Origin of the sequence: Campylobacter concisus (genome assembly GCF_003048615.2) — a bacterium.
Lineage (GTDB): Bacteria > Campylobacterota > Campylobacteria > Campylobacterales > Campylobacteraceae > Campylobacter_A > Campylobacter_A concisus_C.
Map to the genome: position 1 here is coordinate 1,508,595 of NZ_CP049263.1, position 25,987 is coordinate 1,534,581.

The 25,987-nt window shown below is 41.9% G+C and carries 23 protein-coding genes and 1 pseudogene; 1 reads left to right on the plus strand and 23 read right to left on the minus strand.

Going from position 1 to position 25,987, the window contains the following annotated elements; genetic code table 11:
* The 12 genes from CVS89_RS07610 to galE are packed head-to-tail and all read right to left on the minus strand — an operon-like array spanning nucleotide 1 to nucleotide 14,642.
* Nucleotides 1-2,100, minus strand: coding sequence for an STT3 domain-containing protein (locus CVS89_RS07610; protein WP_107847552.1), 2,100 nt, complete (start codon nucleotides 2,098-2,100; stop codon nucleotides 1-3).
* The gene (gene pglJ / locus CVS89_RS07615; RefSeq protein ID WP_107847550.1) at nucleotides 2,093-3,217 is read right to left on the minus strand and encodes an N-acetylgalactosamine-N,N'-diacetylbacillosaminyl-diphospho-undecaprenol 4-alpha-N-acetylgalactosaminyltransferase; all 1,125 of its coding nucleotides are present in this window, start codon (nucleotides 3,215-3,217) and stop codon (nucleotides 2,093-2,095) included. Before pglJ ends, CVS89_RS07610 begins: the two co-directional genes overlap by 8 nt.
* A complete protein-coding gene (locus tag CVS89_RS07620) occupies nucleotides 3,214-4,257 on the minus strand; it encodes a glycosyltransferase (RefSeq protein ID WP_107847548.1) in 1,044 nt (347 codons plus the stop codon). The genes pglJ and CVS89_RS07620 overlap by 4 nt, the downstream gene beginning before the upstream one ends.
* Entirely contained in the window at nucleotides 4,254-5,312 is a 1,059-nt protein-coding gene (locus CVS89_RS07625) for a glycosyltransferase (RefSeq protein ID WP_107847546.1), read from the minus strand. The genes CVS89_RS07620 and CVS89_RS07625 overlap by 4 nt, the downstream gene beginning before the upstream one ends.
* On the minus strand, nucleotides 5,309-6,241 hold the full coding sequence (locus CVS89_RS07630; RefSeq protein ID WP_107847544.1) for a glycosyltransferase family 2 protein: 933 nt from the start codon (nucleotides 6,239-6,241) through the stop codon (nucleotides 5,309-5,311). Before CVS89_RS07630 ends, CVS89_RS07625 begins: the two co-directional genes overlap by 4 nt.
* Nucleotides 6,242-7,003, minus strand: a complete 762-nt coding sequence (locus CVS89_RS07635) for a glycosyltransferase family 25 protein (protein ID WP_107847542.1) — start codon at nucleotides 7,001-7,003, stop codon at nucleotides 6,242-6,244. It lies immediately after the preceding gene.
* A complete protein-coding gene (locus tag CVS89_RS07640) occupies nucleotides 7,004-8,521 on the minus strand; it encodes an MATE family efflux transporter (RefSeq protein ID WP_107847540.1) in 1,518 nt (505 codons plus the stop codon).
* Complete coding sequence (locus CVS89_RS07645; protein ID WP_107847538.1) at nucleotides 8,521-10,650, minus strand: STT3 domain-containing protein; 2,130 nt, start codon at nucleotides 10,648-10,650, stop codon at nucleotides 8,521-8,523. The genes CVS89_RS07640 and CVS89_RS07645 overlap by 1 nt, the downstream gene beginning before the upstream one ends.
* Nucleotides 10,651-10,658: 8 nt before the next feature.
* Complete coding sequence (locus tag CVS89_RS07650; RefSeq protein WP_002939912.1) at nucleotides 10,659-11,891, minus strand: nucleotide sugar dehydrogenase; 1,233 nt, start codon at nucleotides 11,889-11,891, stop codon at nucleotides 10,659-10,661.
* Nucleotides 11,888-12,331 carry an ecotin gene (locus tag CVS89_RS07655; protein WP_107847536.1) on the minus strand — a complete coding sequence of 148 codons (444 nt, stop codon included), beginning with the start codon at nucleotides 12,329-12,331 and terminating at the stop codon, nucleotides 11,888-11,890. Before CVS89_RS07655 ends, CVS89_RS07650 begins: the two co-directional genes overlap by 4 nt.
* On the minus strand, nucleotides 12,328-13,650 hold the full coding sequence (locus CVS89_RS07660) for a UDP-glucose dehydrogenase family protein (protein ID WP_107847534.1): 1,323 nt from the start codon (nucleotides 13,648-13,650) through the stop codon (nucleotides 12,328-12,330). The genes CVS89_RS07655 and CVS89_RS07660 overlap by 4 nt, the downstream gene beginning before the upstream one ends.
* An 8-nt stretch (nucleotides 13,651-13,658) precedes the next feature.
* Complete coding sequence (galE, locus tag CVS89_RS07665; RefSeq protein WP_107847532.1) at nucleotides 13,659-14,642, minus strand: UDP-glucose 4-epimerase GalE; 984 nt, start codon at nucleotides 14,640-14,642, stop codon at nucleotides 13,659-13,661.
* Nucleotides 14,643-14,833: 191 nt separating this feature from the next.
* Between galE and CVS89_RS07670 the strand changes: the two genes are divergently transcribed.
* Nucleotides 14,834-15,874, plus strand: a complete 1,041-nt coding sequence (locus tag CVS89_RS07670) for an LLM class flavin-dependent oxidoreductase (protein ID WP_107847530.1) — start codon at nucleotides 14,834-14,836, stop codon at nucleotides 15,872-15,874.
* On the opposite strand, the gene CVS89_RS07675 is transcribed toward CVS89_RS07670, so the two are convergent.
* The 11 genes and pseudogenes from CVS89_RS07675 to fabI all read right to left on the minus strand — a co-directional run bounded on the left by CVS89_RS07675 (nucleotide 15,871) and on the right by fabI (nucleotide 25,940).
* A complete protein-coding gene (locus CVS89_RS07675) occupies nucleotides 15,871-16,698 on the minus strand; it encodes a DNA ligase (RefSeq protein ID WP_233091249.1) in 828 nt (275 codons plus the stop codon). The genes CVS89_RS07670 and CVS89_RS07675 overlap by 4 nt on opposite strands.
* A gap of 20 nt (nucleotides 16,699-16,718) precedes the next feature.
* Entirely contained in the window at nucleotides 16,719-17,297 is a 579-nt protein-coding gene (locus tag CVS89_RS07680) for a DNA-3-methyladenine glycosylase I (protein ID WP_103590476.1), read from the minus strand.
* Nucleotides 17,298-18,356, minus strand: a complete 1,059-nt coding sequence (locus CVS89_RS07685) for an NAD-dependent epimerase (RefSeq protein ID WP_107847526.1) — start codon at nucleotides 18,354-18,356, stop codon at nucleotides 17,298-17,300.
* 44 nt (nucleotides 18,357-18,400) lie between these two features.
* Nucleotides 18,401-19,078 (minus strand): DUF4272 domain-containing protein, encoded by a 678-nt coding sequence (locus tag CVS89_RS07690; RefSeq protein ID WP_107847524.1) that lies wholly within the window; start codon nucleotides 19,076-19,078, stop codon nucleotides 18,401-18,403.
* A gap of 39 nt (nucleotides 19,079-19,117) precedes the next feature.
* Entirely contained in the window at nucleotides 19,118-20,464 is a 1,347-nt protein-coding gene (locus tag CVS89_RS07695) for an FAD-dependent oxidoreductase (RefSeq protein ID WP_021083628.1), read from the minus strand.
* A gap of 128 nt (nucleotides 20,465-20,592) precedes the next feature.
* Nucleotides 20,593-21,789, minus strand: a pseudogene (locus tag CVS89_RS10070) (TonB-dependent receptor domain-containing protein); the annotation flags it as partial.
* Entirely contained in the window at nucleotides 21,789-21,926 is a 138-nt protein-coding gene (locus CVS89_RS10200; protein WP_343218630.1) for a hypothetical protein, read from the minus strand. The pseudogene CVS89_RS10070 and the gene CVS89_RS10200, both read right to left, overlap by 1 nt.
* Before the next feature lie 111 nt (nucleotides 21,927-22,037).
* Entirely contained in the window at nucleotides 22,038-22,595 is a 558-nt protein-coding gene (locus CVS89_RS10075; protein WP_233091250.1) for a TonB-dependent receptor plug domain-containing protein, read from the minus strand.
* A 231-nt stretch (nucleotides 22,596-22,826) separates the two neighbouring features.
* On the minus strand, nucleotides 22,827-23,849 hold the full coding sequence (locus CVS89_RS07705; protein WP_107847523.1) for an NADH:flavin oxidoreductase/NADH oxidase: 1,023 nt from the start codon (nucleotides 23,847-23,849) through the stop codon (nucleotides 22,827-22,829).
* A 524-nt stretch (nucleotides 23,850-24,373) separates the two neighbouring features.
* Nucleotides 24,374-25,042 (minus strand): DUF2625 family protein, encoded by a 669-nt coding sequence (locus CVS89_RS07710; RefSeq protein ID WP_107847521.1) that lies wholly within the window; start codon nucleotides 25,040-25,042, stop codon nucleotides 24,374-24,376.
* 79 nt (nucleotides 25,043-25,121) lie between these two features.
* Entirely contained in the window at nucleotides 25,122-25,940 is an 819-nt protein-coding gene (fabI, locus tag CVS89_RS07715; RefSeq protein ID WP_103598206.1) for an enoyl-ACP reductase FabI, read from the minus strand.
* Between the last annotated feature and the right edge of the window lie 47 nt (nucleotides 25,941-25,987).

Here is a 25,987-nt window from a genome sequence, read left to right on the forward strand (position 1 = left end):
CTACCTCTTTAGCCTATAAACTTTTGCCGCCCCATCAAGTATGACTGGCTCAAAGACCTTAGGATCGTATCTTTCAAGCACGAAAAGCTGGATGTAGGCGCTATTTAAAATGCTCTCATCAAGGATGATAAACCTGCCATAGTCTCTCATAAAAATGACAGAAATGTTTGAACTTTCATTATTTTTATACTCTTTTACATTTAGCTTGCCAGCCTCGTTGTAGTCGGTCTCTATGAAAGATCTTAGTGGTAAGACATTGCCATCATAGATCAAATTTGTGACATCACTTGTTAGAGTAAATCCGCCACTTAGCCTAATGCCCTTTTCGCTTTGCGAGATCGCTCTAGTGGTTATGAAAAGTCCATTGTTTAAATTTTTACCACTTTTTAGATCGATCTTGCTAAACTGCAAAATAGTCGGGAAAATGCTAAGCATCCTATCTGGCAGGTAATAATATATCTCTCTGCTCTTTGCTGGTAGGCTAAAATTTGCCTCTTTTATCTCGCTAAAAAACTGATCAACGCTTAAATTTCTATCTTTTAAAATTTGAGCCAAGTTTCCATTAAAGTGCTCTTTGAAATTTCGCTCAGTGTATTCTACATCGAGCCTTGCCATATTTGCCGAGCTCATCTCGTCGCTTCCAAGCGCAAAGCTCACGGCAAAATTTTCACGTCCAAGGTGCTTTCCGCCGTCAATTAGCGTCTTAACATCACTGTAATATCTAATCGGATATCCATAGTCCCACCACGCAACCACGTAGTCCTCGCGTCCTGCGATGCTTTTTAGCTTATTTAAAATTTCAACCTCTTTATTTACAAAGACTGGTTCAGCCTTGTAGCCATAGATATGAATGATCGCTGGAGCAAGCACAAGAGCTGCTATGAAGGCTCTTATGAGATTTAGCACGGCTCCTTTTAGCTTTAAATTTGCAAGCACAAACTCTACTAAGTAACCAAAGCCAAGCGCCATTATAGGCACGGCGTAAATGGTAAATCTAAGGCCGCTTTTAAAGGCTAAAAAGCCAAGTGCGAGCATGCCAAGCGAGACGGCAAATGAGCGGTGCTTGTAGCAAAAAAGAGCGACGCCAGCAAGCGAGATCAAAAATGTGATGACATTTGCGCTGATCCTCTCGCAAAATAGCGTAAAATCAACCACGCTTGACTCTTGAATAGTTTGATTGACATTAAAAAAGTGAAAGCTCATGCCGCCAACTTCAGGCGTGCCTCTAAAGACGTAAAATTTAAGTTGAAAGATTATAGGATTTAACCCGCCACGAACGCAAAAGACTATAAATACGCCAACCAAAATGCCAAGAGCAAATTTTAAATTTATCATCTCTTTTTTAAATAGACAAAGTGCGTAAATAGCGATTACAGCGATAAATTTAAGAGTTAGATCAAGGTTTGAGATAGCAAGTAAAAGCAGAGAAATTTCAAGGTAAAAAAGTGGATTTTTCCTATCAAAAATGAGCGTGTAAAGTAAAAATAGCCCAGTTAAAATGCTAATAAGCGAAAAGGCGCTTAAGTACCACCACATATAGACAAGCACGCTTAAAGGTGCTATTATCAGGCTCTTTGCGTCCTTTTTCTCAAGCACTCTAATAAGCCCCCAAACGACAAAGACGCTAAGAGTAATGATGAGCATATCAGTGTCGTAGTAACCAGCCATCGTGCGGTTGTAGTAGCTATTTGCGATCACTGCAAGAAGTGCAGCGATGAAGCCAGCCATTTTTGCTTTGTATTCATTTGCGATCAAGATAACAGGTATAGCGACGAGCGACGAGAAAAATACACTCATATAAATCATCGCCGTCTCAAGCTTGACGCCTAGAAATTTCACAATCCAGTAAGTAAGCGTCGAGAGCGGATAGCCGTAGTAGCTAAGGTCGTTTTCTTGGTGAAAGCCAGCTAGCATATCCCTTGCGCCCTCAGCAAATGCGTAGCCATCGTTTGTGCTGATCATCAGCTCGTTGTTCCAAAAAAAGACTGGATACTCACTCGCCCAAAAGACCCAGTAAAGCCTGCAAACCATGCCAAAGATGACTGCGGCAAATATCATAAGGTATAAAGAGTAATTTTTAAAAAATAAATTTCTATTCATTAGGATTTTCCAAAAAATTTATAAGCTTGCTCGCTATGTTTTCACTATCAAAAAATTTAGCCCGATTATACGCAACATTTTCAAAATTTTGCCTTATTTCACGCTCGTTAAGCACCTTTATCATCGCCTCTTTCATCGCATTTTCGTCATCAACTGGCACTAAGATGCCAAACTCGCTATCGCCCAAAAGCTCCTTTGCACCGCTCTTGTGCTCGGTTGAGATGATGGTTTTCTCGCATGCTAGTGCCTCCAAAAGTACGTTTGAAAAGCCCTCAAAACGCGAGGCACAAAGTAAGCAAGAGGCGTTTTTTATATGCCTAAAAGGATTTTTATCAGTGCCAAGAAGCTTTACTCGCTCACCCACGCCAAATTTGTCTATCAAATTTTGCAGCTCATCCTTTAAAGGCCCTTTGCCAAGGATGCCAAGCGTAGCACGAGGGTCGTTAATCAAAGCGATTATTTTTATTAGCATGGCTTGATTTTTACCGCTATCAAGGCGGCCTATGTTTATGAAAAATGGCTTAAAGCCATCCTCAAGCGGCTCATCTTTTAGCAAATTTATAGTTTTTAGATCAAGGGCGTTATAAAGCACCTTTGTTTTGTCTGCGCTCATGCCAAAATTTCGCACCAGATCCTCTTTGTTGCCAGCTGCATTTGCGAGGATTAGATCAGCTTTTTTATAAAGATGAGTGAGTAAAAATTTATTAACCCTGCCGCTTAGATCGTCTTTATATAGGATCGACGGACAGCTTCGCTCGCTGATAACCAGCCTAGCCTTTAGCCCTAAAATCCTAGCAACCCCAGCTATGTAGCATGGGCGGTTCATCAGCACAAACTGCGTGTCGATGTTTAAGCTTTGGCAAAGATTTTTATACTTAAAGGCAAGCATTGGCATCGCTAAAAAGAGCCTTGCAAGCTTCTTTAGCCCACTCTCGTAAGGATCGCTATTTTCTATAAAGTGGATTTTTACCTCGCTTGGGATCTCGTAAGCGATGACCTTGCTCATTAAGATGAGATGAACTTCATAACGTTTTACCAAAAATGGCAGTAAATTTGCCACATTTCGCTCAGCCCCGCCAGGTCCCATCGAGTATAAAAAAACGGCTAATTTTTTCACTTGCTAACAACCTTTTTTATAAATTCTCGCCACTGTTTGATGATATTTTCTTTGCTAAATAAATTTGCACTTTCGCTGGCGTTTTTTGCTAGTTTTTGCCTTAAATTTTCATCTTTTAAAAGCATCTCAAGCTTATCTTTTAGATCATTTGCATCGCCATTTTTAAAGATAAGCCCGTCCGTGCCGTCATTTATAAGCTCTCTTGCGCCAACGGTGTCGCTACTTAGCCTAGCGCAACCAAAAGCGCCTGATTCTATTAGCACATTTGAAAGCCCCTCGCTTCGTGAGCTAAGAGTGAAAATTTTTGCCTCGCTATAAAGCTTACTAACATCGCTCATGTGACCTAAAAATTTGACATTAAGCCCCAAATTTGACGCCATTTGCTTCAGTTGCGCTTCTTGCCTGCCACTGCCTGCGATCTTTATCTCCCAGCCATCAAGCAAGCTCTTATCCACCTTGCTAAGCGCCTCAAAATAGATATCATAGCTCTTTACCGCCTCCAGCCTCGCCACGCTCAATATAACGTTTTGCTTCTCGCAAATTTCAGGCACATCGATAAAAAGTGGATTGTGGATGACCTCGCGATTTTTGGCAAATTTATAGTAGTTGAAGTCGCTTTTACTTAGCACGCTTAAGCCATCTACAAAACGGTAGCTAATATCACGCATAGCGCTTGTGATTTTGCTTTTTAAGTAGCTGTGCTCGTGGTGTTCAGTTGCTATTAGTTTGCTCTTTAGCCCAGCATTTGCCAGCACGCAAGCGACGTTTGTCCAGTCGATAAAGCTCATTATCAGATCAGCCCTTTGCTCTTTAAAAAGCGCTCTAAGAGCGAGAATTTTTTTAAATTTTAAAGCAAGCCCTGAGCCAGTGACGCTAAGGTTTATGATCTTTATCTTTTCACTAAATTTATAAAGCCCAAGGTCCTCTTCAAGAAGAGCGATAGTGATCTCATTGTCTTTGCAAAGCTCGTTTGCAAGCACGTTTAGCACGCGCTCGGCTCCGCCATTTCTAAGTGCGGCGATTACAAAAAGAATTTTCACTTCACGCCTCCAAGCCTTAAAAGCTCCAGCCATTTTTTATAAATTTGCTCCACACTAAACTCATCAAGTCTAACTCTTGCGTTTTTGACAAATTCGCCCATTTTTGCCTCATCTTGGATCAAATTTGCAAGCTTTTCGCTCATCTGATCAGCGTCATTTATCTCGCAAAGCAAGCCATCAAAACCATCTTTTATAAGCTCTTTTGCCCCGCTAGTTCTTGTCGCAACACGCACGCAGTCATAGTTTATCGCCTCTATCAAGGTGTTTCCAAGACCCTCGAAATTTGAGCAAGAGAGCAGCACCTTTGCCCTTTTATAAAGTGAGGCGATGTCGCTTACATTGCCTAAAAACTCTACATCAGCGCCTAAACTTTTAGCTAAATTTTCTAAATTTGCCCTCTCGCCGCCATCTCCAGCGACGACAAATTTATAGCCGCTTTGCTTTAAATTTGCAGCCACTCTTACAAACATTTCACAGTTTTTTATCTTATTTAGCCTGCCAACAAAGATGACTAAATTTTCTTTAGCAAAGCTCTCACTGCGCACCTCTTCAAAGAGTGGGTTGTAAATTTTCATCACATTTTTGCAAAATTTAGAGTAATGTCCTAGATCCTCGTCGCTTAAGACACTAAGTGCATTTGCAAATGGATAACTAAGGCGTCTTAGCACCTTAAAGATCGCCCTTTTTGGTGCAAGATAGTTTGTGTGCTCGCTTATGATTATAGGCGTTTTTAGCCCAGCCGAGCTAAAGAGAACCAAGATATTTACGGCGTCTAAAAATGATATCACAGCGTCAAATTTGCCCTCTCTTATGAGCGCTCTTAAGGCAAGCACTTTTGAAACTCTCTTTTTTAAATTTCCAACCAAGCCAAGCTCATCAGCCCCAACGCCTAAATTTATGAGCTTCACGCCACTTGCTAGCTCGTAAAATGGCTCGTCCTTGTCAAATTTAACAAGACTTACATCATGATCCATGCTAAATCTTGATGCGATCACCGCGCAAACTCGCTCTGCACCGCCACTTCTAAGCGTTGATGTGACAAATAATATCTTCATACGCCAAACCTTTGTTTTATCTTTACCCTAAGCTTTGAAAGTGCCGGTAAAAGCCCACTTGGAAGCGGGCTAAGCAGTAAGAAAATAAACGCTTCTTTACTAAATTTAATGCTAAGACTTTTAAAGATACACCTTAGCATAAGGCCATATTCGCCTGCTATTTTGGCGTAGTAAGCGGCATTTTTATACTGCATAGCTAGAAATTTTGGCTCATTTTTGATAGCGATGTCGTAGTGTAAATTTGCTGTTTTGATGTAAGCGTTTGCCACATTTAGCGCGTGCTTGCCAGCATTTAGTGTCGCACTGTCGCTTCTTGCGATGCGGTAGATGTAAAGTGGCTTTTTAAGATAAAAGACATTTTTTTCAAAAAAGCGGATATAAAGCTCATTTTCGCCGCCAAAACTGCTCTCATCAAACCTAAAATCATCTATAAATTCACGCGAAAAAAGCTTAAAATACTCGCCATTTATCCGCCCACAATGATAATCAACCTTGCTCATCGCCCCACTCTTGCTATACGGGCTTCTACCAGCCACGACCTCGGTCATCACGCCATCTTTCTCGCAGATCGCGTCTGCAAAAACGCACGAATACTCGCCACTTTTTAAAATTTCATAGCACTGGGCAATCGCCTCTGGCAAAAGCTCGTCGTCATCGTCAAGTAAGCAGACAAACTCGCCTGTTGCGTTGTCAAAGCCGTTATTTTTGTTGCCATTTGGGCTCTTTTTGTGAGCGCTATTTTTTACAAATTTGATCCTAGCATCGTTAAAACTCTTGCAAATTTCACTCGCACTCTCGTCATCGCCGTCGTCAGTGACTATGATCTCTAGGTTTTTATAGCTTTGAGCTAGAGCGCTTTTTATGGCTTTTTTTAAAAGCTCTGGACGCTTGTAAGTCGCGGTTACGATACTGATTAATGGCTCGCTCATTTAGCCCCTTTTAAAAATTCTCTCATAGCCTTGAAGCTTTTCAAGACGTGAAAAAAGTATAAATTTAATTGTCTTGACATAGGCCTTTAAATTTGCGCTGTATCCTCTCTCAAGGCGCTCGCCCTCGATGTTTGAGCCACTAAGATCAGTTGGATGCGCAAAAAGGTCGCAAAAATACATCTGCATATCATTAACGCCAAGCAAATAATCCCAAACATCGGTCGTGCAAAGCGCACGTTTATGAATTTCAAGCAAATTTTTAGCGCTTTTTTTGGTTAGCACATAGGCCCCTGCTCTATAAATGCTTGAAAATGAGTGCTTTGAGACCTGCCAAAGTGGCTTACTTAGGCTACTATCCACCTTTTTGCCAAAGGCGCTAAACCTGCCTTCTAGCCCATCTTGCATGCCGCATATTAGCACGCTGTTTTCTGGCATCTTGCTAGCTGCTAAAAATGCCTCTTTTATGGCATTATCATCTCCTATCACGTCGTCTTCAAAGATGAGAGCAAATTTAGCCTCGCTTGCCAAAAATGCCTCATAAGCCTTCACATGCGAGAGCGAACAGCCAACTTCTGCTGGGCTTAAAACCTTGCCGTAAGCTTTAAATGATGGCGAAATGATCTTATAGTACTCCCTCGCGTTTAGCTCCCTGCCATCAACTGCGTCTATTAGCTTAAAGCTATCATAAGAGCTAAATTTCTGCTTTAAAAGCTCGCGCCTTTTGGTATCTTTAGCCAAAGAGATCAGATAAATTTCATTCATTTAAGACCTTTTAAATTTTTTTAAAATTTTACGCCAGACTATGCCTCGCTCGAAGGCATTAAAAAACAAAAAATATCCCAAAACATAAGCTGCGCTGGCGTATATCGCAGCAAAGATAGCAAATTTTAGCCAGTTATCTAAGCTCACAAAGTCCTTGCAGACAAACATCGCAAGCACGCAAAGCGCAAAAACGGCTAAATTTTTAAAATAAACCCCATAAAATGTGGTGAGTTTCACCTCTAAATTTAAGGCTGCATTTATAAGGTCAAAACCAAGAATCCTTATGCTGTAAAAAACGGCTGCGACGATGACGATACCATAAACGCCGTAGTCACTAAATTTAAGCAGTGCGATCTGCACTATGATCGTGCTAACGCCAAGGATAGTGTTGGCAATGGCTGGTCGGCGAAGCTTGTTTGTCGCGCTATCAAGGTTAAAAAGCGAAAAAACAAAGCTTATAAATACGATAGGCACTAGCGTGATCATCGAGACGTTGTAGATAAATTTAACCTCATCTGCGCTTTTAAAAGGTAGCCAAAGCGTGTAAAAATCAAGCCCAAAAACGACAAAAAACGCTGCTGGAGCGCTCATCACAAAGGCGATCACTTTCATCGAAAATTTAGCCTCTTTTATGAGGTCCGTGATCAAATTTTTAGAGTAGAGCTCGACAAATTTTGGCGCAAAGATACCGCTAAGCTGTGCTACAAAGCTCTCAAGTATGATAGGGGCGGCCTTTGCAACTGAAAGAAGTCCAGTGGCGTTTGCATTTACGAAAATGTTGCAGATAAATAGGTCCATGCCTGTTAAAAGTATGCGGTTTAGCGCATTAAAGCTGTTCCAAATGCCAGAGCTTAGAAGCTCTTTGATCTTAGAAAAGTCAAATTTACTAAGGCTAAATTTTAGCTCCGGCGTGATACGAGCTGACATAAAAATAGTGCTAAAAAAGACAAAAAGGCTAGCAACTAGCGCTGAAATGGCGATGTATGAGATAAATGGCTTAAAAAAGAAAAAGAGTGCCACGATGAGGATCGCTAGGATCGCGCTTGAGATGGCATTTCTGATGGAGAGTAGATAGAGCTTGTTTGTCACAAAAGCACAAACCGTCAAAACGCCGTTAAATAGCCCAACACAGAAATTTATAAAGTAAAAAACAAGGGTCATTCTCACATCAAAGAGCAAATTTTCAGGGACATTTAAAAAGCTTTGCAAATTTAGTATAAAAACAGAGCTAAGCACCACGACAACGGCGCAAAAAAAGATATTTACGACAAGCACTGATGAGTAGTAGGTGTTTGCAAGGCTTAGATCTTTTTTGTGCCACGCATGAGCGACAAAGCGCCCACTGACAGAGTTTATGGCTACACTTACGACCGCTGCGTAGCTAACGATGGCGTTACTAAGCCCCACAAAACCAAATGCCTCATTGCCAAGGCTTTTTAAGATAAATGGCGTAAGAAAGAAATTTATGCCCATTGATACGACAAAAACGACGATCGAGCTTATTAGATTGATTAGCATTAGACTTTTAACCTGTAAATTTTTACGCCACTTGAGATGACAAATGGCTCAAAGTATCGCTCATCAGCTCGCTCAAATATAAAAAGCTGCACAAGGGCTGAATTTAAGGCATTTTCATCAACTAAAACCACACGCGCATAGTCCTCCAAAAACAAAACAGAGATTTTCGCCTTTTCGTCGATAGTTTTCTTATCTATTTGTAGCTCTTTGCCAGAGCCTTTTATCTTATAAAAGGACTTTACCGCCACTTTTTCACCGTTTTGAGTGATAAATTTTGGCTCTTTTAGCGGCAAGATATAGCCATTTCCAAGATCTATGCCCGCTTCACTAACGCTATTTATAGGGCTAATGTAGTAAAAAAACTCCTCTTTTGGCCGCTCGCCACTCATAACATCGATGTAGCTATATCTAAATATGTTTGGAGCGATATCTATCATATCTGGCACAAGATAGTAAAAAACCTCTTTTTTTGCCGCTGGAAGAGTAAAATTTGCGCTTTCAAGCTGGCTTAAAAAGAGGTTTAGATCGCTTGTGTTGTGATCTTTTAAAATTTCTTCTAGCACTCTACTTTTTTTCTCAAACGATATGTCGCCATACTCGCTCACTACTCTAGCTAGCTTGGCCGAGGTTGCCTCATCTTTTCTTAAAGCAAGACTAACAAAATAGCCGTTCTCGCCGCCTTGCCTGCCAGGATCATTTAGCGTCTTAACATCAGCAAAGTATCTTACTGCATATCCATAATCCCACCACGAAAGCACGTAGTCATCGCGCTTAGCTACCTTTTTTAACTGATCAAGCGCTGTTGCTTCTTCATGCGTGATCAAAGTATGCGGTCTATAAGAGTAAGCGATCTCTAAATTTGGAGCAAGCGCAGCAGCTGCAAAGATAAAAAAGGATAAATTTTTAAGAGAATTTCTAAGGTCAAATAAATTTAAAAAAAAGTGCAAGAAATATCCAAAACCAAGTGCGACAAGCGGCGTTATATACATAGCAAATCTAACTCCGCCAAATAGCGATAAAGTGCCAAGTCCAAGCAGTGGCAAACTAAGTAAAAATGGGCGAAATTTAAAACAAAGCACTAAATAACCAATTGCTGCTGCTAGTAAAATAAGGATATTTCCAGCCATGAAATAGACAAAGTATAAAGGGCTAGCGCTTTTTACCTCATCAATTAGCGTGTATTCACTTATAAAGTGAAATTTACTTGCAACCTCTGTGCTGCTTTTTAAAACGTAACTGCCAATCTTTGAGATAATAAAATCAAAACCGCCAAAATAGATAAAAATAGCTAGCATAATAGCTAGAAAAATGCTCAAATTTCTAGGTGAAAGCAGTTTTTTATATTTGCAAAAAATGGCGTAAAATAAAGCAATGACCGCTAAATTTAAAATCAAAATTTTATTTGCAATGAGTGGATCTTTTGAAAAAATATTAAAACTAACGATACTTATAAACATAAAAAATATCGCTTGATAGTTTTCTATCCTACTTCGCATAAAAGCAAGCGTGTAGATAAAAAAGACAAAAATGATGCTTAAAATAAGAGCATAAGAGCTTTGATACCACCAAAGATAAAGCGATACAAAAACTCCAGGCAAAACGATAAATTTTTGTTCATTTGCATTTAAAAGTCTGATCAAAAGATAGATGATAAAAAGCGCAAACGTTACATTTAGCATATCGCTATCAAAGTAACCAAGTGACGTTCTTACAAGATAGCCTGGCAAGATAACGCTCATAAATGCCGCCACAGCTCCAGCTTTTAGGGCTTTAAACTCATTTGATATCAAGATAACTGGAAGCGCGATAAGGGGTGCTAAAAGCGCGCTCATATAAAACATCACGCTTTCTATCTTGAAAGGTAAAATTTTGCAAATATAAAAAACTATTGTTGAGATTGGGTGATTAAAGGGGCTAAAGTCATTTTGCTGATGAAAGCCAGCAAGCATATCTCTAGCGCCCTCTGCGTAATAGTATGCGTCATTTGTCGTAAGCATAAATTCGCCATTAAAGTAAAACTCTGGCATATCCTTTGCCCACAATACCCAAAGCATCCTAGCTGCAAATCCAAACAGATAAGCAGCCAGAAAGATAAGTAAAATTTTACAATTTACGCTTACTTTGTGCACTAAATTCCTTACAGCCTAGCGTCAGCCTCTGGGTAGATATTTTTTATATCATAAACCAAGTGGCCTTTTAGGTTGAGCTTTTTAAATTCATTATGAGCTACGGCGATCACGATGCAGTCGTAGTCGTCTAGGTTATACTCTTTTACTAGATCAAAGCCGTACTCATGTTTTACCTCAGCGCTATCAGCCCAAGGATCAGTCACATCGACCTTGCAGCCAAAGTCTTTTAGCTCATCAACCACGTCTATAACGCGAGAATTTCTTATATCTGGGCAGTTTTCTTTAAATGTCATACCAAGAACAAGCACGCGCGCTTTGTTGATAAGCACACCCTTTCTTATCATTAGTTTTATCACTTGATCGGCTGCGTATCTGCCCATATCATCGTTGATGCGGCGACCTGCTAGGATCATTTCAGGATTGTAGCCTACCTCTTGAGCTTTGTGAGTTAGGTAGTATGGATCTACGCCGATGCAGTGACCGCCAACTAGACCTGGGCGGAAATTTAAGAAATTCCACTTAGTACCTGCGGCCTCAAGCACGTCTATAGTGTTGATGTGAAGCTTTTCAAAGAGCATCGCGAGCTCGTTTATAAAGGCGATGTTGATGTCACGCTGAGTGTTTTCGATGACCTTTGCAGCCTCTGCTACTTTGATGCTTGAAGCTTTGTGAGTGCCAGCTGTGATGATAGAGCGATAAATTTCATCGACCTTGTCAGCGATCTCTGGGGTTGAGCCACTTGTGATCTTTTTGATCTTTGTAACAGTGTGCTCTTTATCGCCTGGATTTATGCGCTCTGGAGAGTAGCCGCAGAAGAAGTCTTTGTTAAATTTAAGCCCACTCTTTTCAAGAAGTGGCACGCAAATTTCTTCTGTAACGCCTGGATAAACGGTGCTTTCATAGACAACGATGTCGCCTTTTTTAAGCACTTTTGCCACGCTCTCAGTCGCTTTTACCACTGGGGTTAGATCAGGGCGTTTGTTCTTATCTATCGGAGTTGGTACGGTTACGATGAAGAAGTTACAACTTCTGATGTCGTCTAAATTTAGGCTAAATTTCATGCCATTATCGATAGCTTTTTTCATCTGCTCGTTGCTAAGCTCAAGCGTTCTATCATAGCCACTTTTAAGCTCTTCTATACGTTTTGCATTTACGTCAAAGCCGACTACTTCGTACTTTTCACTAAAAGCTGCTGCTAGTGGAAGTCCCACATATCCAAGTCCTACTACTGCTATTTTCATTTCTCTTTCCTTTTTAAAATTTTTGGTTTTATTGTTTCCACACGTTCATAAATTCTTATCTCTGCGCCCACGCCTTGCGGAGTTACGATCTTAATGGGGCTAATGCCAGGTAAAATTTGAGTAAATTCATAATAAATTTGCCTCTTTTTCTTTTTGCCGTTGCAAGGCTTAAGTGGCTCATCATCTGCGCTAAATTCATAATAAATCCCGCTTTTATCCTCTTTTTTATCTAAACGTCCGCCCTCTAGCATAGCAAATTCGCAATCCGTTTGCACCTCTTTAAAAAATGCAACTTCATATTTAAAATAATCATGTGGCATCTTTGAGATAGGCAGCTCAAAAGCCTGCTCTTGCGTATTTGCTTCGCTTTTATCTGAAGCTTCACTAGCTAAAAGCATAACAGGCAGCAAAAAAACTATGAGAGATAAAATTTGCTTCACGCTTTGACGCCTATTTGGAAGTATTTAAAGCCATGCTCGGCTAAAGACTTAGCATTATACTGGTTGCGTCCATCAAATATGACAGCATTTTTTAGCCTCTCTTTGATCTCCATAAAATCAGGCGATCTAAACTCACTCCACTCCGTCACAAGCACCATAGCATCGGCGCCATTAAGAGCGTCATACTTATTTTTAGCATATTTTATATCTAAATTTGGCATATATTTTTTAGCTTCTTCGCTTGCTTTTGGATCGTAAGCGACCACTTTTGCGCCAGCCTCGTCTAAAAGCTTTATCAAAGTTAGCGAGCTAGCCTCTCTCATATCATCGGTATTTGGCTTAAACGCAAGTCCCCAAAGTGCGATCGTCTTGCCCTTTAGATCGCCGCCAAAGAAGTTATAAATTTTATCAAAAAGAACTCTTTTTTGAGCCTTATTTCTTGACTCGACCGCGTTTAAAAGCTCTGGTTCAAAGCCGTTTTGTCTAGCTGTATAGATGAGCGCCTCAACGTCTTTTGGAAAGCAGCTGCCGCCATATCCGCACCCTGGATAGATAAAGCTATATCCGATCCTTGAGTCACTACCGATACCTTTTCTTACTAAATTTACATCAGCTCCCACACGTTCGCAGATATTTGCTATCTCGTTTATAAAGCTTATCTTGGTTGCTAGCATCGAATTTGCAGCGTATTTTGTCATCTCAGCTGACTTTACGTCCATGCAGATAAGCCTGTCGTGATTTTTCATAAATGGCTCATAAAGCTCTCTCATCACACTAAAGCCCCACTCGCTACTAGCTCCGATAACTACGCGGTCTGGCTTTAAAAAGTCCTCAACCGCCGCGCCCTCTTTTAAAAACTCTGGGTTTGAGACGACCTCAAATTTGACATCTATGTTTCTTTTTTTTAGCTCAGCCTCGATCACCTCGTGCACCTTGGCTCCAGTGCCCACTGGAACGGTCGATTTATCGACAACTATTAGCGGTTTGCTTAAATTTTCTCCGATAGATTTTGCAACTGAGAGGACATATTTTAAATCCGCCTGTCCATCAGCGCCCATAGGCGTGCCAACTGCGATAAATAGCACATCTGCATGCTCTAGCGCCTCGGTTATCTGCGTGCTAAATTTAAGCGAGCCATTTTTATAGCACTCACTCACGATATCAGCAAGTCCTGGCTCATATATCGGCACGACGCCGTTTTTTAGCGCCTCGATCTTTTTGCTATCGACATCGACGCAGATCACGCTGTTGCCCATCTTAGCAAAACACGCACCACTTACTAGTCCAACATATCCGGTTCCAATTACTGCTATTTTCATGTTTTCCCTTAAATTCTCTTTTCCCACTCAAGGGCAGTTTTTATGATGAGTGCTAGATCGTCTCTTTTTGGCTTCCAGCTTGTTAGCGAGCGCAGTTTGCTTGCGTTTGAGATAAGGATAGCCGGGTCGCCGTCCCTTCTTGGCGCATTTAGCACTTTAAAATTTACTCCACTTACCTTTTTTGCGGTTTCGATCACCTCTTTTACGCTAAATCCCCTGCCATATCCCACGTTAAAAGTTTCGCTGCCGCTTTGGCTGATGTATTCAAGTGCGCTTATATGGGCATCTGCTAGGTCGCTAACGTGGATGTAGTCTCTAACGCATGTACCATCTTTTGTCGCGTAGTCATCGCCAAAGATACCCATGCTATCGCGCTTGCCAAGGGCAGTTTGCACGGCCACCTTGATAAGGTGCGTGGCGTTTGGATAGTTTTGACCGATAAGCCCCTCTTCGTCCGCGCCTGCGACGTTAAAATAGCGCAAAATCGCAAATTTGAAATTTTCATTTGAAGCGGCGTAGTCTTTGATGATCTGCTCGCTCATTAGCTTGCTTCTGCCGTATGGATTTATCGGGTTTGTAGGCGTTGTTTCGCTTACTTCTGCCACGTCTGGCTCGCCATAAACTGCGGCAGTTGAGCTAAATATAAATTTATTTACATTGTAAGTTTTTGCGTATCTTAGCACTCTTGCGACGTTTGCGGTGTTGTTTAGATAGTATTTTAGCGGCTCGCTCATGCTCTCAAAGACCTCAATAAACGCTGCAAAATGGATGATCGCATCAAATTTGCCATTTGCGAAAATTTCGCTTAGATCATCCTCTAAATTTGCGTTTATAAATTTGAAATTTCCTATTTTTTGGAGTGCCTCAAGTGCTTTTTGTGAGCCCTTGCAGAGATTGTCGATGATGGTTATCTCATCTTTGCCTTGCTTTAAAAGTGCTTTTACTACGTGGCTGCCGATGTATCCAGCTCCACCTGTTACTAAAATTTTCAAGTTTAAGCCTTTCATTAAAAGTGTGTAATTTTATCAAAAATAGAGTAAAGCAAAAGTAAAGCAAGGTTAGTTTTTAAATTTTGCTTGAAGACTGCATGGATAGGTCTTTGCCTTTATAAATTTAAAATAGACTTACAATCTATTTTAAATTTAATCTTTATAATCTCTCATCTACAAAAAAAGGATAAAAAATGAATCTCTCAATCTTAAATTTACTACCAATAAAACAAGGCGGTGACGCAAAAGACGCCATAGACGCAGCCATTAGATTGGCTAAATTTGCCGAAGATATCGGCATAAAGCGCTACTGGGTTGCCGAGCATCACAACATGCAAAATTTAGCTAGCTCAGCCACGCAGCTCATCATCGCGCACATCTTAGAGCATACCAAAAGCCTTCGCGTGGGCTCTGGCGGCGTGATGCTACCAAACCACAGCCCCTACTCCATCGCCGAGCAGTACGCCACTCTTGAGACGATATTTCCTAACCGCGTCGATCTTGGGCTAGGCAGAGCTCCAGGGACTGACCAAGAGACAGCTGCCGTGCTTAGACGAGGCGCAAGAGAGATAGAATTTGACCTGCAGATAAACGAGCTAATGGACTATTTTAACGCCAAAAGAGCCGTGAAAGCCTATCCAAAAGTAGACAAAATTCCGCCCATCTACATACTTGGCTCAAGCATATATAGCGCATACGTGGCGGCTGAGTTTGGTCTGCCTTACGCCTTTGCGTCGCACTTTGCACCACGTGCGCTAGAAAAAGCAGTAGAAATTTATCGTCAGAATTTCAAGCCCTCTGCGTTTCTTTCTGCCCCTTATGTCATCGCAGGAGCAAATGTGATAATAGCCCAAAGTGACGAGTTAGCAAAGAGTTTAGCAACCACGCAAACGCAGTTTTTCTTAAACGTAGTCACTGGCGAAAAAGAGTATTTACAGCCACCGAAAAAAGATAACGACGAGGTCTTTGCTGCATCTTGCAAAAGAGGCGCCAAAGCTCCACATTTTGGGCCGATCGACTTTAGACAAATAGAGCTAAAAAACAGAGAAAGAAGCGTCACAGAAGAGATGATGGCGTGCTCTTTCATAGGCTCAAAACAAAGCGTTAAAGAGCAAATTTTAGAGTTTCAAAACATACTTGAAGTCGATGAGATCATGGCTCAAAGTTTCATTTTTGATGAGGACGCGCAGTTTGACTCTTTTAGGGCGTTAAAAGAGATCGCGAACGAAATTTAATCCTCTCTGACCCTTAAAAATATAGGAAATCTTGGCTTGCCATAAGACGATAAATTTTGAAATTCATATGTGATGATAGAGCCTATCTTTGGGGGATTTGTGCGTTGCTCGTCGCTTAGTCCTGAGCCTATTTTAAAGGTAGTGCCCTCTTTTGGCTCGCCAGCTTTTTCTCTATCATCTTTGCCGCCAAGCGCCTTGCATGTGAGCGAGCCAGCAAGATTAGCGTATTTACCGCTGCCTTTGTTTATGGAGACCACCTCGCACTCGGCATCTTTAAATTTCTTAAATTTAAGTGCATTTTTGCTTCGTTTTCGCTCGTAGGGCGCATTTGGCTCACGCACGACTGCTCCCTCGCCACCTTTTGCGATAATGTCCTTTGTAAATTTTAAAAACTGGGCGTTATCTCGCACTTTTATCTGTTTTATGATGATTAAATTGTCATTTGGCTCATTTTTTAAAAATTTGGCCAAAACTTCAAGCCTACGAGGCAGGCCACCATTTGCCTCTGGCACGTCAAAAACGTGAAATTTAAGCCTGCTCCACGCCTTTTCATCTGGCAGCTTATCCATCACGGTCGCTTGAATTTCTTCAAATTTAAGCTCTTTTGCGTAAAGCTCGCCATCAAGTGCAAATTTAGGGAAATTTTTAGTAAAACTTTGCGGTGCATTTAGCCTTTTGCCCTGCCTTGAGAGTAAATTCTCTCCGTCCCAGTAGGCACGCACGCCATCAAGCTTCTCGCTAGCTAGCCAGCCTGAGACGTTTTGATCTTTAAATTCGCTAAGGCGCAACAGTTCAAGAGAAAATGCAAAATTTAAAAGCACCAAAAGTGCAAAAATTATTCTAATCAGCCTTTTGCCTTACAAAAACAATAGTCCATATGATCATCCACCACGCCCACGCTTTGCAAAAGGGCATAGGTGCTAACAGAGCCTAGAAATTTAAACCCTCGCTTTTTTAGCTCCTTTGCCACAAAGTCAGACATCGGCGTGGTTGCCGGCACTTGCTTGATATTTTGATAGTGATTGATGATCTGTTTGCCGTCAAATTTTGGGTCGAATTTCTTTAGCAAATGTCCCCACAAATAGTCATAAAAGCTACCAAATTCTTGCGTCACAGACAAAAATGCAAGGGCGTTTACAGAAAGCGATTTTAGTTTTAATCTATTGCGTATGAGCCCTTCGTTTTGCATAAATTTAGCTATCTCAGCCTCGCCATAGAGCTTGATCTTTTCAGGGTCAAAGCCGTCAAACGCCGCTCTCATAGCCTCTCTTTTTTGAAGTACCCCATGCCACGAAAGTCCCGATTGAAAGCCCTCCAAAACTATCATCTCAAAAAATTTTCTATCATCTTTTATGACCTTGCCCCACTCATTATCGTGGTAGGCTATGTCAAGCTCGCCCTTGGCCCACTCGCAACGTCTCATTTAGATCTTTATCCCGTAAAACTCGCTATACCACTCGACAAATTTAGCTACGCCGTCATTTACTTTTGTATTTGGCTTGTAGTCAAAATCAGCCACCAAGTCGCTCACGTCTGCAAATGTCGCTGGCACGTCGCCTGCTTGAAGTGGGAGAAAATTTTTCTTGATCTCACGGCCGATCTTTATCTCAACTGCTTTGATGTAGTCCATGAGCTCAACTGGGCTATTATTGCCGATATTATAGACCTTAAACGGCGCTTTTGAAGTGGCAGGGTCTGGGTGCTTTGCGTCCCAATTTGGATTTGGCTTAGCAGGGTTGTCGATGCACTTGATGATGCCTTTTACGATGTCGTCCACGTAGGTAAAGTCGCGCTTCATCTTGCCATAGTTAAAGACGTCGATGCTCTTATCTTTAAGTGCGGCATCAACGAACAAAAATAGCGCCATATCAGGGCGTCCCCATGGTCCATAAACCGTAAAAAAGCGAAGTCCAGTCGTTGGCACGTTAAATAGATGGCTATAAGTGTGCGCCATCATCTCGTTGCTCTTTTTGGTCGCTGCGTAGAGGCTTATAGGGTGATTGACCCCCTCGTGCGTAGAAAATGGCATGTTTTCATTTAAGCCGTAAACCGAGCTAGAGCTTGCATAGACTAAATTTTTGATCTCATTGTGGCGGCAGCACTCGAGGACATTCATAAAGCCTGTGATGTTGCTATCTATATAGGCTTTTGGATTTATGAGCGAGTAGCGAACGCCAGCTTGTGCGGCTAAATTTACAACTACGTCAAATTTTTCCTTAGTAAAAAGCTCTTTCATCGTCTTTTCATCAGCTAGGTCAGCTTTTATAAATTTTAAATTTGGATGCGTTTTTGAGGTGATAAGCTTGCCATAGTCTATCTCGCTCACGTCAAAGCCAGCCGTTTTTAGGCGCGCAAGCTTTAAATTTACGTCGTAATAGTCGTTTATCACGTCATATCCAACGACCTCATCTCCGCGCGCCACAATGGCATTTGCAAGGTGAAATCCTATAAATCCAGCTGTTCCAGTTACTAAAATTTTCATATTTTTCCTTTCATTTTGACTTATTTTAGTGCAAAAATGTAAATTTATGTATTTAGATCAGGATAGTCCCAGCAGTTAAACTCAGCGCTCAAATCGTCATTTTCTTGCCCTTTGCAGCATAGCCACTCAAGCCCTGCTCGCCTCTCCATAACGACCTCTTCGTCAAGTCCAGCCGCCTTTGTGCCATTTACTCTTGCATTTACGCACGCCCAGTGGTAGCGATAAACTAGATCAAGCTTACTTAAAATTTCATCCATACTGCGAAGCTTTGAACGGCTTTTTAGCCCGCCCTCTCTAAAGACATTCATCACAAACTCGCAGTCACAAATTTTATCCATCTGACCGATATCTTCAGCTATACCAAGCGCCCAAAGCAAGATCCAAAGCGACTCATATTTCCAGCCCATATTCACAGCCGTGTCCATATCGGCTCTGTCCTCAACGACCTCTTTTTCTTTTACGCTTAGCCCATCATAGGCTTCACCTAAAAAGCTCTTTGCCCACGCCATATTTTCTTCGCCCAAAGAGCCTTCATCACGGATCGTGCAAGCGCACATGATCGCTGTAAATGAGCAAACTGCACGCCTTACTATCTCATCAATATCTCTTGGCATAACCTCGCTATTTTCATAGCGAAGCGGCAAGCTCTCAAGCACCGCCACGCCCTCTTTTTTTAAAATTTTTATGCTCTCATCTTTTCTTTGTTGTGCTGTTTTTGGCATATCCACACCTCTTTTAAAAATATCAAATATTCCCATTTCTTACCCAAAAAACTCGGCGTTAAATTTCTCTTCGTCAAAATTTTTACCCAAGAATTTGCAAATTTCCTCCATATCAGCCCTCGCCGTTTCAAAACAGCTAGTAGCCCCTGGGCTTGGCGTCATGTTAAAGCTTATGCCCTCGCCTGTGCTGATCTTGCCCTCGCCAAGCTCTAGCCTTTTTTTATTGCGGTCGATCACCTGTGGCCTTACGCCACCAAAATTTACAGCGTAGCTTAGGTCATTTTCACTTAGACTTGGCACGATCTTTCTGGCGTCTTTAACAAATTCTTTTTTGTTGATAAATGGCACTTCAAATAAGAAATTTCGCAAAATATATGACCTTATATCCCCATCTTTTAGTAAATTTGTAAAGACTTCAAGGACGTTTTTGTCAAATTTTAAGCACTTTAAAAAGTCAAAAAAGCTAGAACAGCCGTGAAATCTCTCAAGCTTTGGTATGACAAGGGCTGTTGGGCCAAAGCGAGTGTTGCCATTAGCTAGGATGTCTGGGTCGCCGTGGAGTGCGGCAAATGGCAACTTGTCGTTTTGCACCATATAGACTTTGCCGTTTAGCAGGCGCTTATTCGCGAAATAAAAGCTTCCAGCAACTGGCAGCGTGCTAAGATGAAGCCCATAACCCATCTTGTGAGCTAGAAATAGCGAGTGCGCTCCAGCATCGACTACGACGTAGTTTGCTGTGATCACCTCGCCGTCATTTATCTTGATGTGAAAGGTATCGCCCACCTTTTTCATATCAGTCACTTCTGAGCTTAAGCTGATCTCATAGCCATCTCCGCCTAAATTTAGCGCATTTTGCACGAGCGAATTTGCCACGCCGCCAAAGTCCATCGTCGTAAATTGCCCATTTTGCGTGCCAATGGCGATGATATTTTCTGGGCGCTCATTGCCATTTGCGTCAAAAACGACATTTGGCTCGATCTGCTTTAGCTTCTCTTTGTCATAAATTTCAAGATAAGCAAACAGCTCTTTAAAGCTCTCGTATCGCTCCTTGATGCGCTCTACTTCAGCATCTCCAATGGCTAGCGTCATCTTTTGATGAGCAAACATATATTTGCCCTCTAAGTTGTATTTTAGAGCGTATTTTACTGGCATATTTGCCACTTGTGAGACCTTTTTTGCCTTTTCTAGCGTGTAGTTTGTCTCGATATCGCCGCAGTGGATGGTCTGTGAGTTTCCCTTGCCGCTTGAATTTAGCGTCGCTACGCCGTCATATTTTTCTAAAAGCGCGACCTTTTTTATATCGCTAAATGCAGCCAACTCGTAAAAGAGTGCCGTCCCGCTAATGCCCGCTCCAACAATTGCCACTTCAAAGTGCTTTTGCCTCATTTTCTCCCCTGAAAGTTTAGTCGCACAAATGATACTATATTAAATTTAAATCAAACAGCAAAAAGCGAGGTGTGAAAAATAGGCTGTGTAAAAGTGAAATTTGGCAAGGCTCTCACCTTGCCGTGAAGTTAAAATTTATAAGATACATTTACCTTGAAATTTCTACCTGGCTCCCAGTCTATGTAATTTTGATTACCTGTATAGTCAGCCATTCTTTGTGACTGCGAAGCGTATGCCTTGTTAAAGAGGTTGTAAATTCCAGCATTTATCTCTAGCCCTTTAAATTTACCGCTGCTTGGTGCATAGGTAGCGTAGATGTCGCTAACTGCGTAGCTTGGTATATTATCGCTCTTATCATTGCTGGCTGAGACGGTATTTTTTGAGGCAAAGTAGATTAGGTTGTAGCCTATTAGCGTATCGATCCTTGAAAATGCGTACTCTGCGTTAAATGTGTATTTATCGCCCTGATCGCGGTAACCGATGACGTTTGAAGCGTAGTAGCCGCCTGTTGAAGTATTTACAACTCTATCTTTATATTTTACATTTTGATGAGTGTAGCTAGCAGCTAGGCTTAGTGCGTCTAAATTTAGCCTTGCAAGTAGCTCAACGCCGCTTATATCAGCACCACCAGCGTTTTTTCTAATCATTATCGGATTTGTTCTACCACCTGCTGCGTTATTATCGACTATTAAATTTTTATATTTTGTCATGAAGTATTTTGCAGAGAGGTTATATGAGCTAGCTTCATTTATATCGCCGTGGTATTTAAGACCAGTTTCGTAGCTGTTGCCAGTTGTAGGTTTCAGATCTTTGTTTGCTTCCCAGCTTCTGCTTCCACCTGCCATCATCGACTCCATAACGTCAGGCCCTCTAAAGACCCTCGCATAGCTTGCAAATGCGTTAAGCCCTTTAATGATCTCATAATCAAGTGCAAGCGCTGGGGTAAATTCGTTAAATTTATATGTGTAGCTCTTCACATTTCCAGCTCTGCCATCGTAGCTTTTTAGCTCGTGATGAGTGTATCTGATGCCAGGTGTAACGGTTAGCGAGCTAAAATTTAGCGCATCTTCTGCGTATATTGAGTAGTTATTTACCTTTTCTGGGTAGTGATTATCTGGTTTGTTGAAATTTTTACTTTGATAAAACTCAGCACCATATCTAAATGTCTGCGTCAAAGCACCAGTCTCGACTACGCTTTTAGCCTTTGCATTTATGCCATTTGTCTTTACGCCTAAAATTTTTAAGACTGGGTCATCTTTTTTGTGCTCGGTATTATATGCCGTTACCTCTAAATTCAAAAGATCGCTTGGCTTATACTCATACTTTAGCGTCGTCGTATCACGCTCATATTTGCGGTAGTCATCGACATTTGCTCCATTATGCCAGCTACCAAATTCTGCTCTAAATGGATAAATGCCTTTAAATTCATTATGCTCTCTTGAGATAGAAATTCTATGTGCATCAAGGAAGCTATAACCAAGTTTTAGAAGATAGCTAAGGTCGTTTCCGTCGCCACCTATCTTTCTTTTATTGCCGCTTTTGCCATAGTCGTAGCCTTTGTGATTAATAGCTGCTATAAAGTCAAGCCCTTCACAACTGGGGCAGTAAAAAGCATAAGGCCTTGAGAAAATTCGCTGTTATTTGAGGCGTATCCTGTCTTTATCTTTGCGCCGATCTTCTCGCCGCTTTCTAGCAAGTCTTTTGCATCGACCGTTTTAAAGGCGACTGAGCCACCAAGCGCGCCAGAGCCATTTACGACCGATCTTGAGCCAACCTCGACGTCTATTGCCTTTATGAGATCAGGATCGATCAGCAAGTCGGCGTTATGGTGAAAAGTATTTCCATTTTGTTTCGCGCCATCTATCGTGATATTTAGACCGCGGTCACTTACGCCTCTCATATAAATTTTTTGATTCATGCCGTTTGTGCCGCCCACATAAACGCCAGGGATGTCCCTCATCACGTCTTTTGCTAGGCCAGCGTTTCTAGTTGAAATTTTGATGTCATCAATGCCGTATCCACCGCTGCTACTTGTCACCTCAACACCGCTTAGCACGCTCTCGTCTGCTGCGTTTGCACAAACTGCCACGCTTGCTGCAAGAGAGAGCTTAAATAAGCCCTTAAATCTCATCTCTCCTCCTAGTTTAATTATTAAAATTACTATTTTAGTTTATAATCTAATTTTGAGATTGAATATTATAATTTTAAATATAAATTTCAGGTAAAAATTTAAAATAAATGCGATTTTATAGCTATGAAAATAGAAATTTGTATTTGCTGTATAGAAAAAATAGCAAGTAAATTTTAGTGATTTTATTTAAGAAAAGTGAAATTTGGCAAGGCTCTCACCTTGCCGTAAATTTTAGTATGCCCTTTTATAGGCATTTTCTATTTTGTCATTTTCGCCAAATTCTTTCATGGCACTAAAAGCAAAATATGGGTTGCGCAGTAGCTCTCTGCCAAGCGCCACGCCGTCGCAAACATCACCAAGCAGCAGCGCCTCGCACTCGCTTGCCTTTGTGATAAGGCCCACTGCAAAGACTGGGATTTTGACTGCATTTTTCACAGCTTTTGCATAGCCAGCTTGATAAAGAGGCGTAAATTTAGGCGCGCTATCAACTTTTGCATAGACTCCGCCAGCTGAGACGTGGATAAAGTCAGCTCCATTTTTCTCTAGCTCACGCGCTAGTTTTACGCTATCTTCTACGTCCCAGTCGCCCTTAAGCCAGCTACTTGCACTTATCCTAACACCAACAGTGATATTAGCGCCAGCTTTGATCTCTCTTAAAATTTCAAGCAGCAGCCTTATGCGGTTTTCAAATGTGCCGCCGTATGCGTCACCTCGCTTGTTCGTGCCAGCGCATAAAAATTGATTTATCAAATATCCATGCGCCGCGTGTATCTCCACAGCCTCGTATCCTGCGCTCTTTGCCCTAATGGCCGCCTCCACAAAGCTTTGCTTGACGCTTGCGATATCCTCTGCGCTCATCTCTTTTGGCGTGGCGTAGTCTTCGCTAAATTTGATAGCACTTGGCGCTATGATGCCCTCACACGTGCCCTTTCTGCCAGCGTGAGCTAGCTGGATGGCCATTTTGGCGCCGTATTTACTGCAGCCTTTTACCAGCTCCGCGTGAGCCTCGATCTGCTCGTCACTCCAAAGCCCAAGGTCTTTTTTGGTGATCCTGCCACGCGCCTCCACAGCCGTCGCCTCAACGATGATCATACCAACACCGCCGATCGCCCTTGTAGCGTAGTGGAGCTTATGAAAGCACCTTGGACGGCCATCATCTTTTTTGACCTCATACATGCACATCGGAGCCATGATAATGCGGTTTTTGATCTCGATGCCGCCTATCTTAAGCGGCATAAAAAGCTTACTTTGCATGAAATTTCCTTTAAATTTTTTGATTATTTTAGGATATTTGTTTAAATTCTTGGATTTGTAGGAATTTATCTCTTGCAACTTAGAAAGTTCGGGTAAATTTTAAAATTTCATGAACGAGCAATTTCGGCTCTAAAATTTGAGCTAAGCTACAAGCGAAGCCAAATTTTAGTAGTCAATTCTTGCGATTGAATGAAAGTTTTAAAATTTGTAAAGCAATCTCATCAAATTTAAATGTTTGCTTCTTTGTTAAGGGAGAAGAGGCTTGAATTACGGTCTGCTTGCAGTTGCGAGATGAAGTCGAAGCAAAAGAGCTCCCTTCCCCCTTAACAATCCCCTAACCCCTACGACGTTAGAGGTGGCATGCCTCAGTGCTAACGCACAGCATGCGTTTTATCATCATGCGAGTGTCAGGCAAATTTTAAAAATTAATGAGCGAGCATATCACGCTTCAAAATTTAGTAAGTTGCTAAGGTGAGTGAGTAAGATTTTAAAATTTGCAAAAGCTGAAATTTACAAAAACAATCCTATTTCTTCTCCTTAAACAAAGAAGCAAAATACTCATCGATATTAACGCCATCTTTTTTCATATCTTTTAGCCTCGCCCTTACGTCGGCGTCTTGCCAAAGAAGCGGTGGTAGCGCAAACATCACCTTATCAAGGCTAAAATTTCTAACATCCTCGCGCCAGCCATCCCAGCGGTAAAGCTCGTAAAATTTAGATATATCCCCACAAAGTGCCCAGTATAAAAACTGCGAGTAGCCAAGCTGCGTATCTTCCCATTTGCCGCTATCTGGTGCGTAGTAAAAGACGTTGCCAGCTTTGCCACCAAAGGCGCCGCCATTTACCGCAAAAAATCCGCCCAAAACATCGTCCGCCACGAACAAATAGCTAGGCATCTGCCCTGCTTCGCTAAAGCTTTTGCCAAGGTTGAAGCTATAAATTCCGCGCTTCATCTGCTCGCATCCTGAGCCAAGCAGGCGCAACCAACCACCATCTATCACTATGCCGCCGCACCCATAAACAAGCGCTCCCATCGGTGATCGAGTGGTGACCTGAAGCCCTAAAAGCTCGCTTTGCGCCCTACTCTCATCGCGAGGTAAAATTTCATAGTCGTTTTTAGCCTCTTTTAGCCACTCTTCGATCAGCGCCCAGCCTGGCTCATTTGTATCTATAAGCTCGTCTAAAGCTCTCATTTTCTGTCCTTTCGATAAATTTGGTGAAATTTAAAAGAAGAATTTGGCGAGTCGCCCCGCCAAAATTTATATCAGTAGATTATTTTGCGTCCCAAGCTAGGATCGTGTTGCCCTCGGCATCGGTAGCCACGTCGCCCATGCCCATGATGTTATAGCCACAATCTACGTAGTGAACCTCGCCTGTTACGCCGCTAGCTAGGTCGCTAAGCAGATACATAGCGCTGTTGCCGACGTCTTCAGTGGTGACGTTGCGTTTTAGCGGGCTATTTACTTCGTTGTAGCGTAAAATCATCCTAAAGTCGCCTATACCGCTTGCGGCAAGCGTTTTGATAGGGCCTGCACTGATCGCATTTACGCGGATATTTTTAGCGCCAAGGTCGTGTGCTAGGTAGCGAACTGAGCTTTCAAGTGCCGCTTTTGCAACGCCCATTACGTTGTAGTGTGGCACAAATTTTGGTCCGCCAAGATATGTAAGAGTTAGCACCGAGCCGCCATCTTTTAGCACCGGTAGGACCGCGCGAGTAAGGCTTAGTAGCGAATAAACGCTAGTGCCCATCGCTATGTCAAATGCCTCTTTTGTTGTATTTACAAACTCGCCCTCAAGCGCCTCTTTTGGTGCGTAAGCCACCGCATGCACGACAAAATCGATCTCGCCAAGGTCTTTTTTGATTTGATTTGCAAGCCCGTCTAAATGTGCTTGGTTATTTACATCAAGCTCGTAGACGAATTTGCTACCAAACTCCTCAGCGATCGGCTCTACGCGCTTTTTAAGAGCGTCGTTTAGGTATGTAAATGCCATCTGCGCACCTTGATCGTGACAAGCTTTTGCGATGCCATAAGCTATCGACTTGGCGTTGGCAACGCCTACGATTAGACCTTTTTTACCTTTTAAAATCATTATTTCTCCTTTCTATTTTTGCTTGGCTTTTGAGCGATATTTAAATT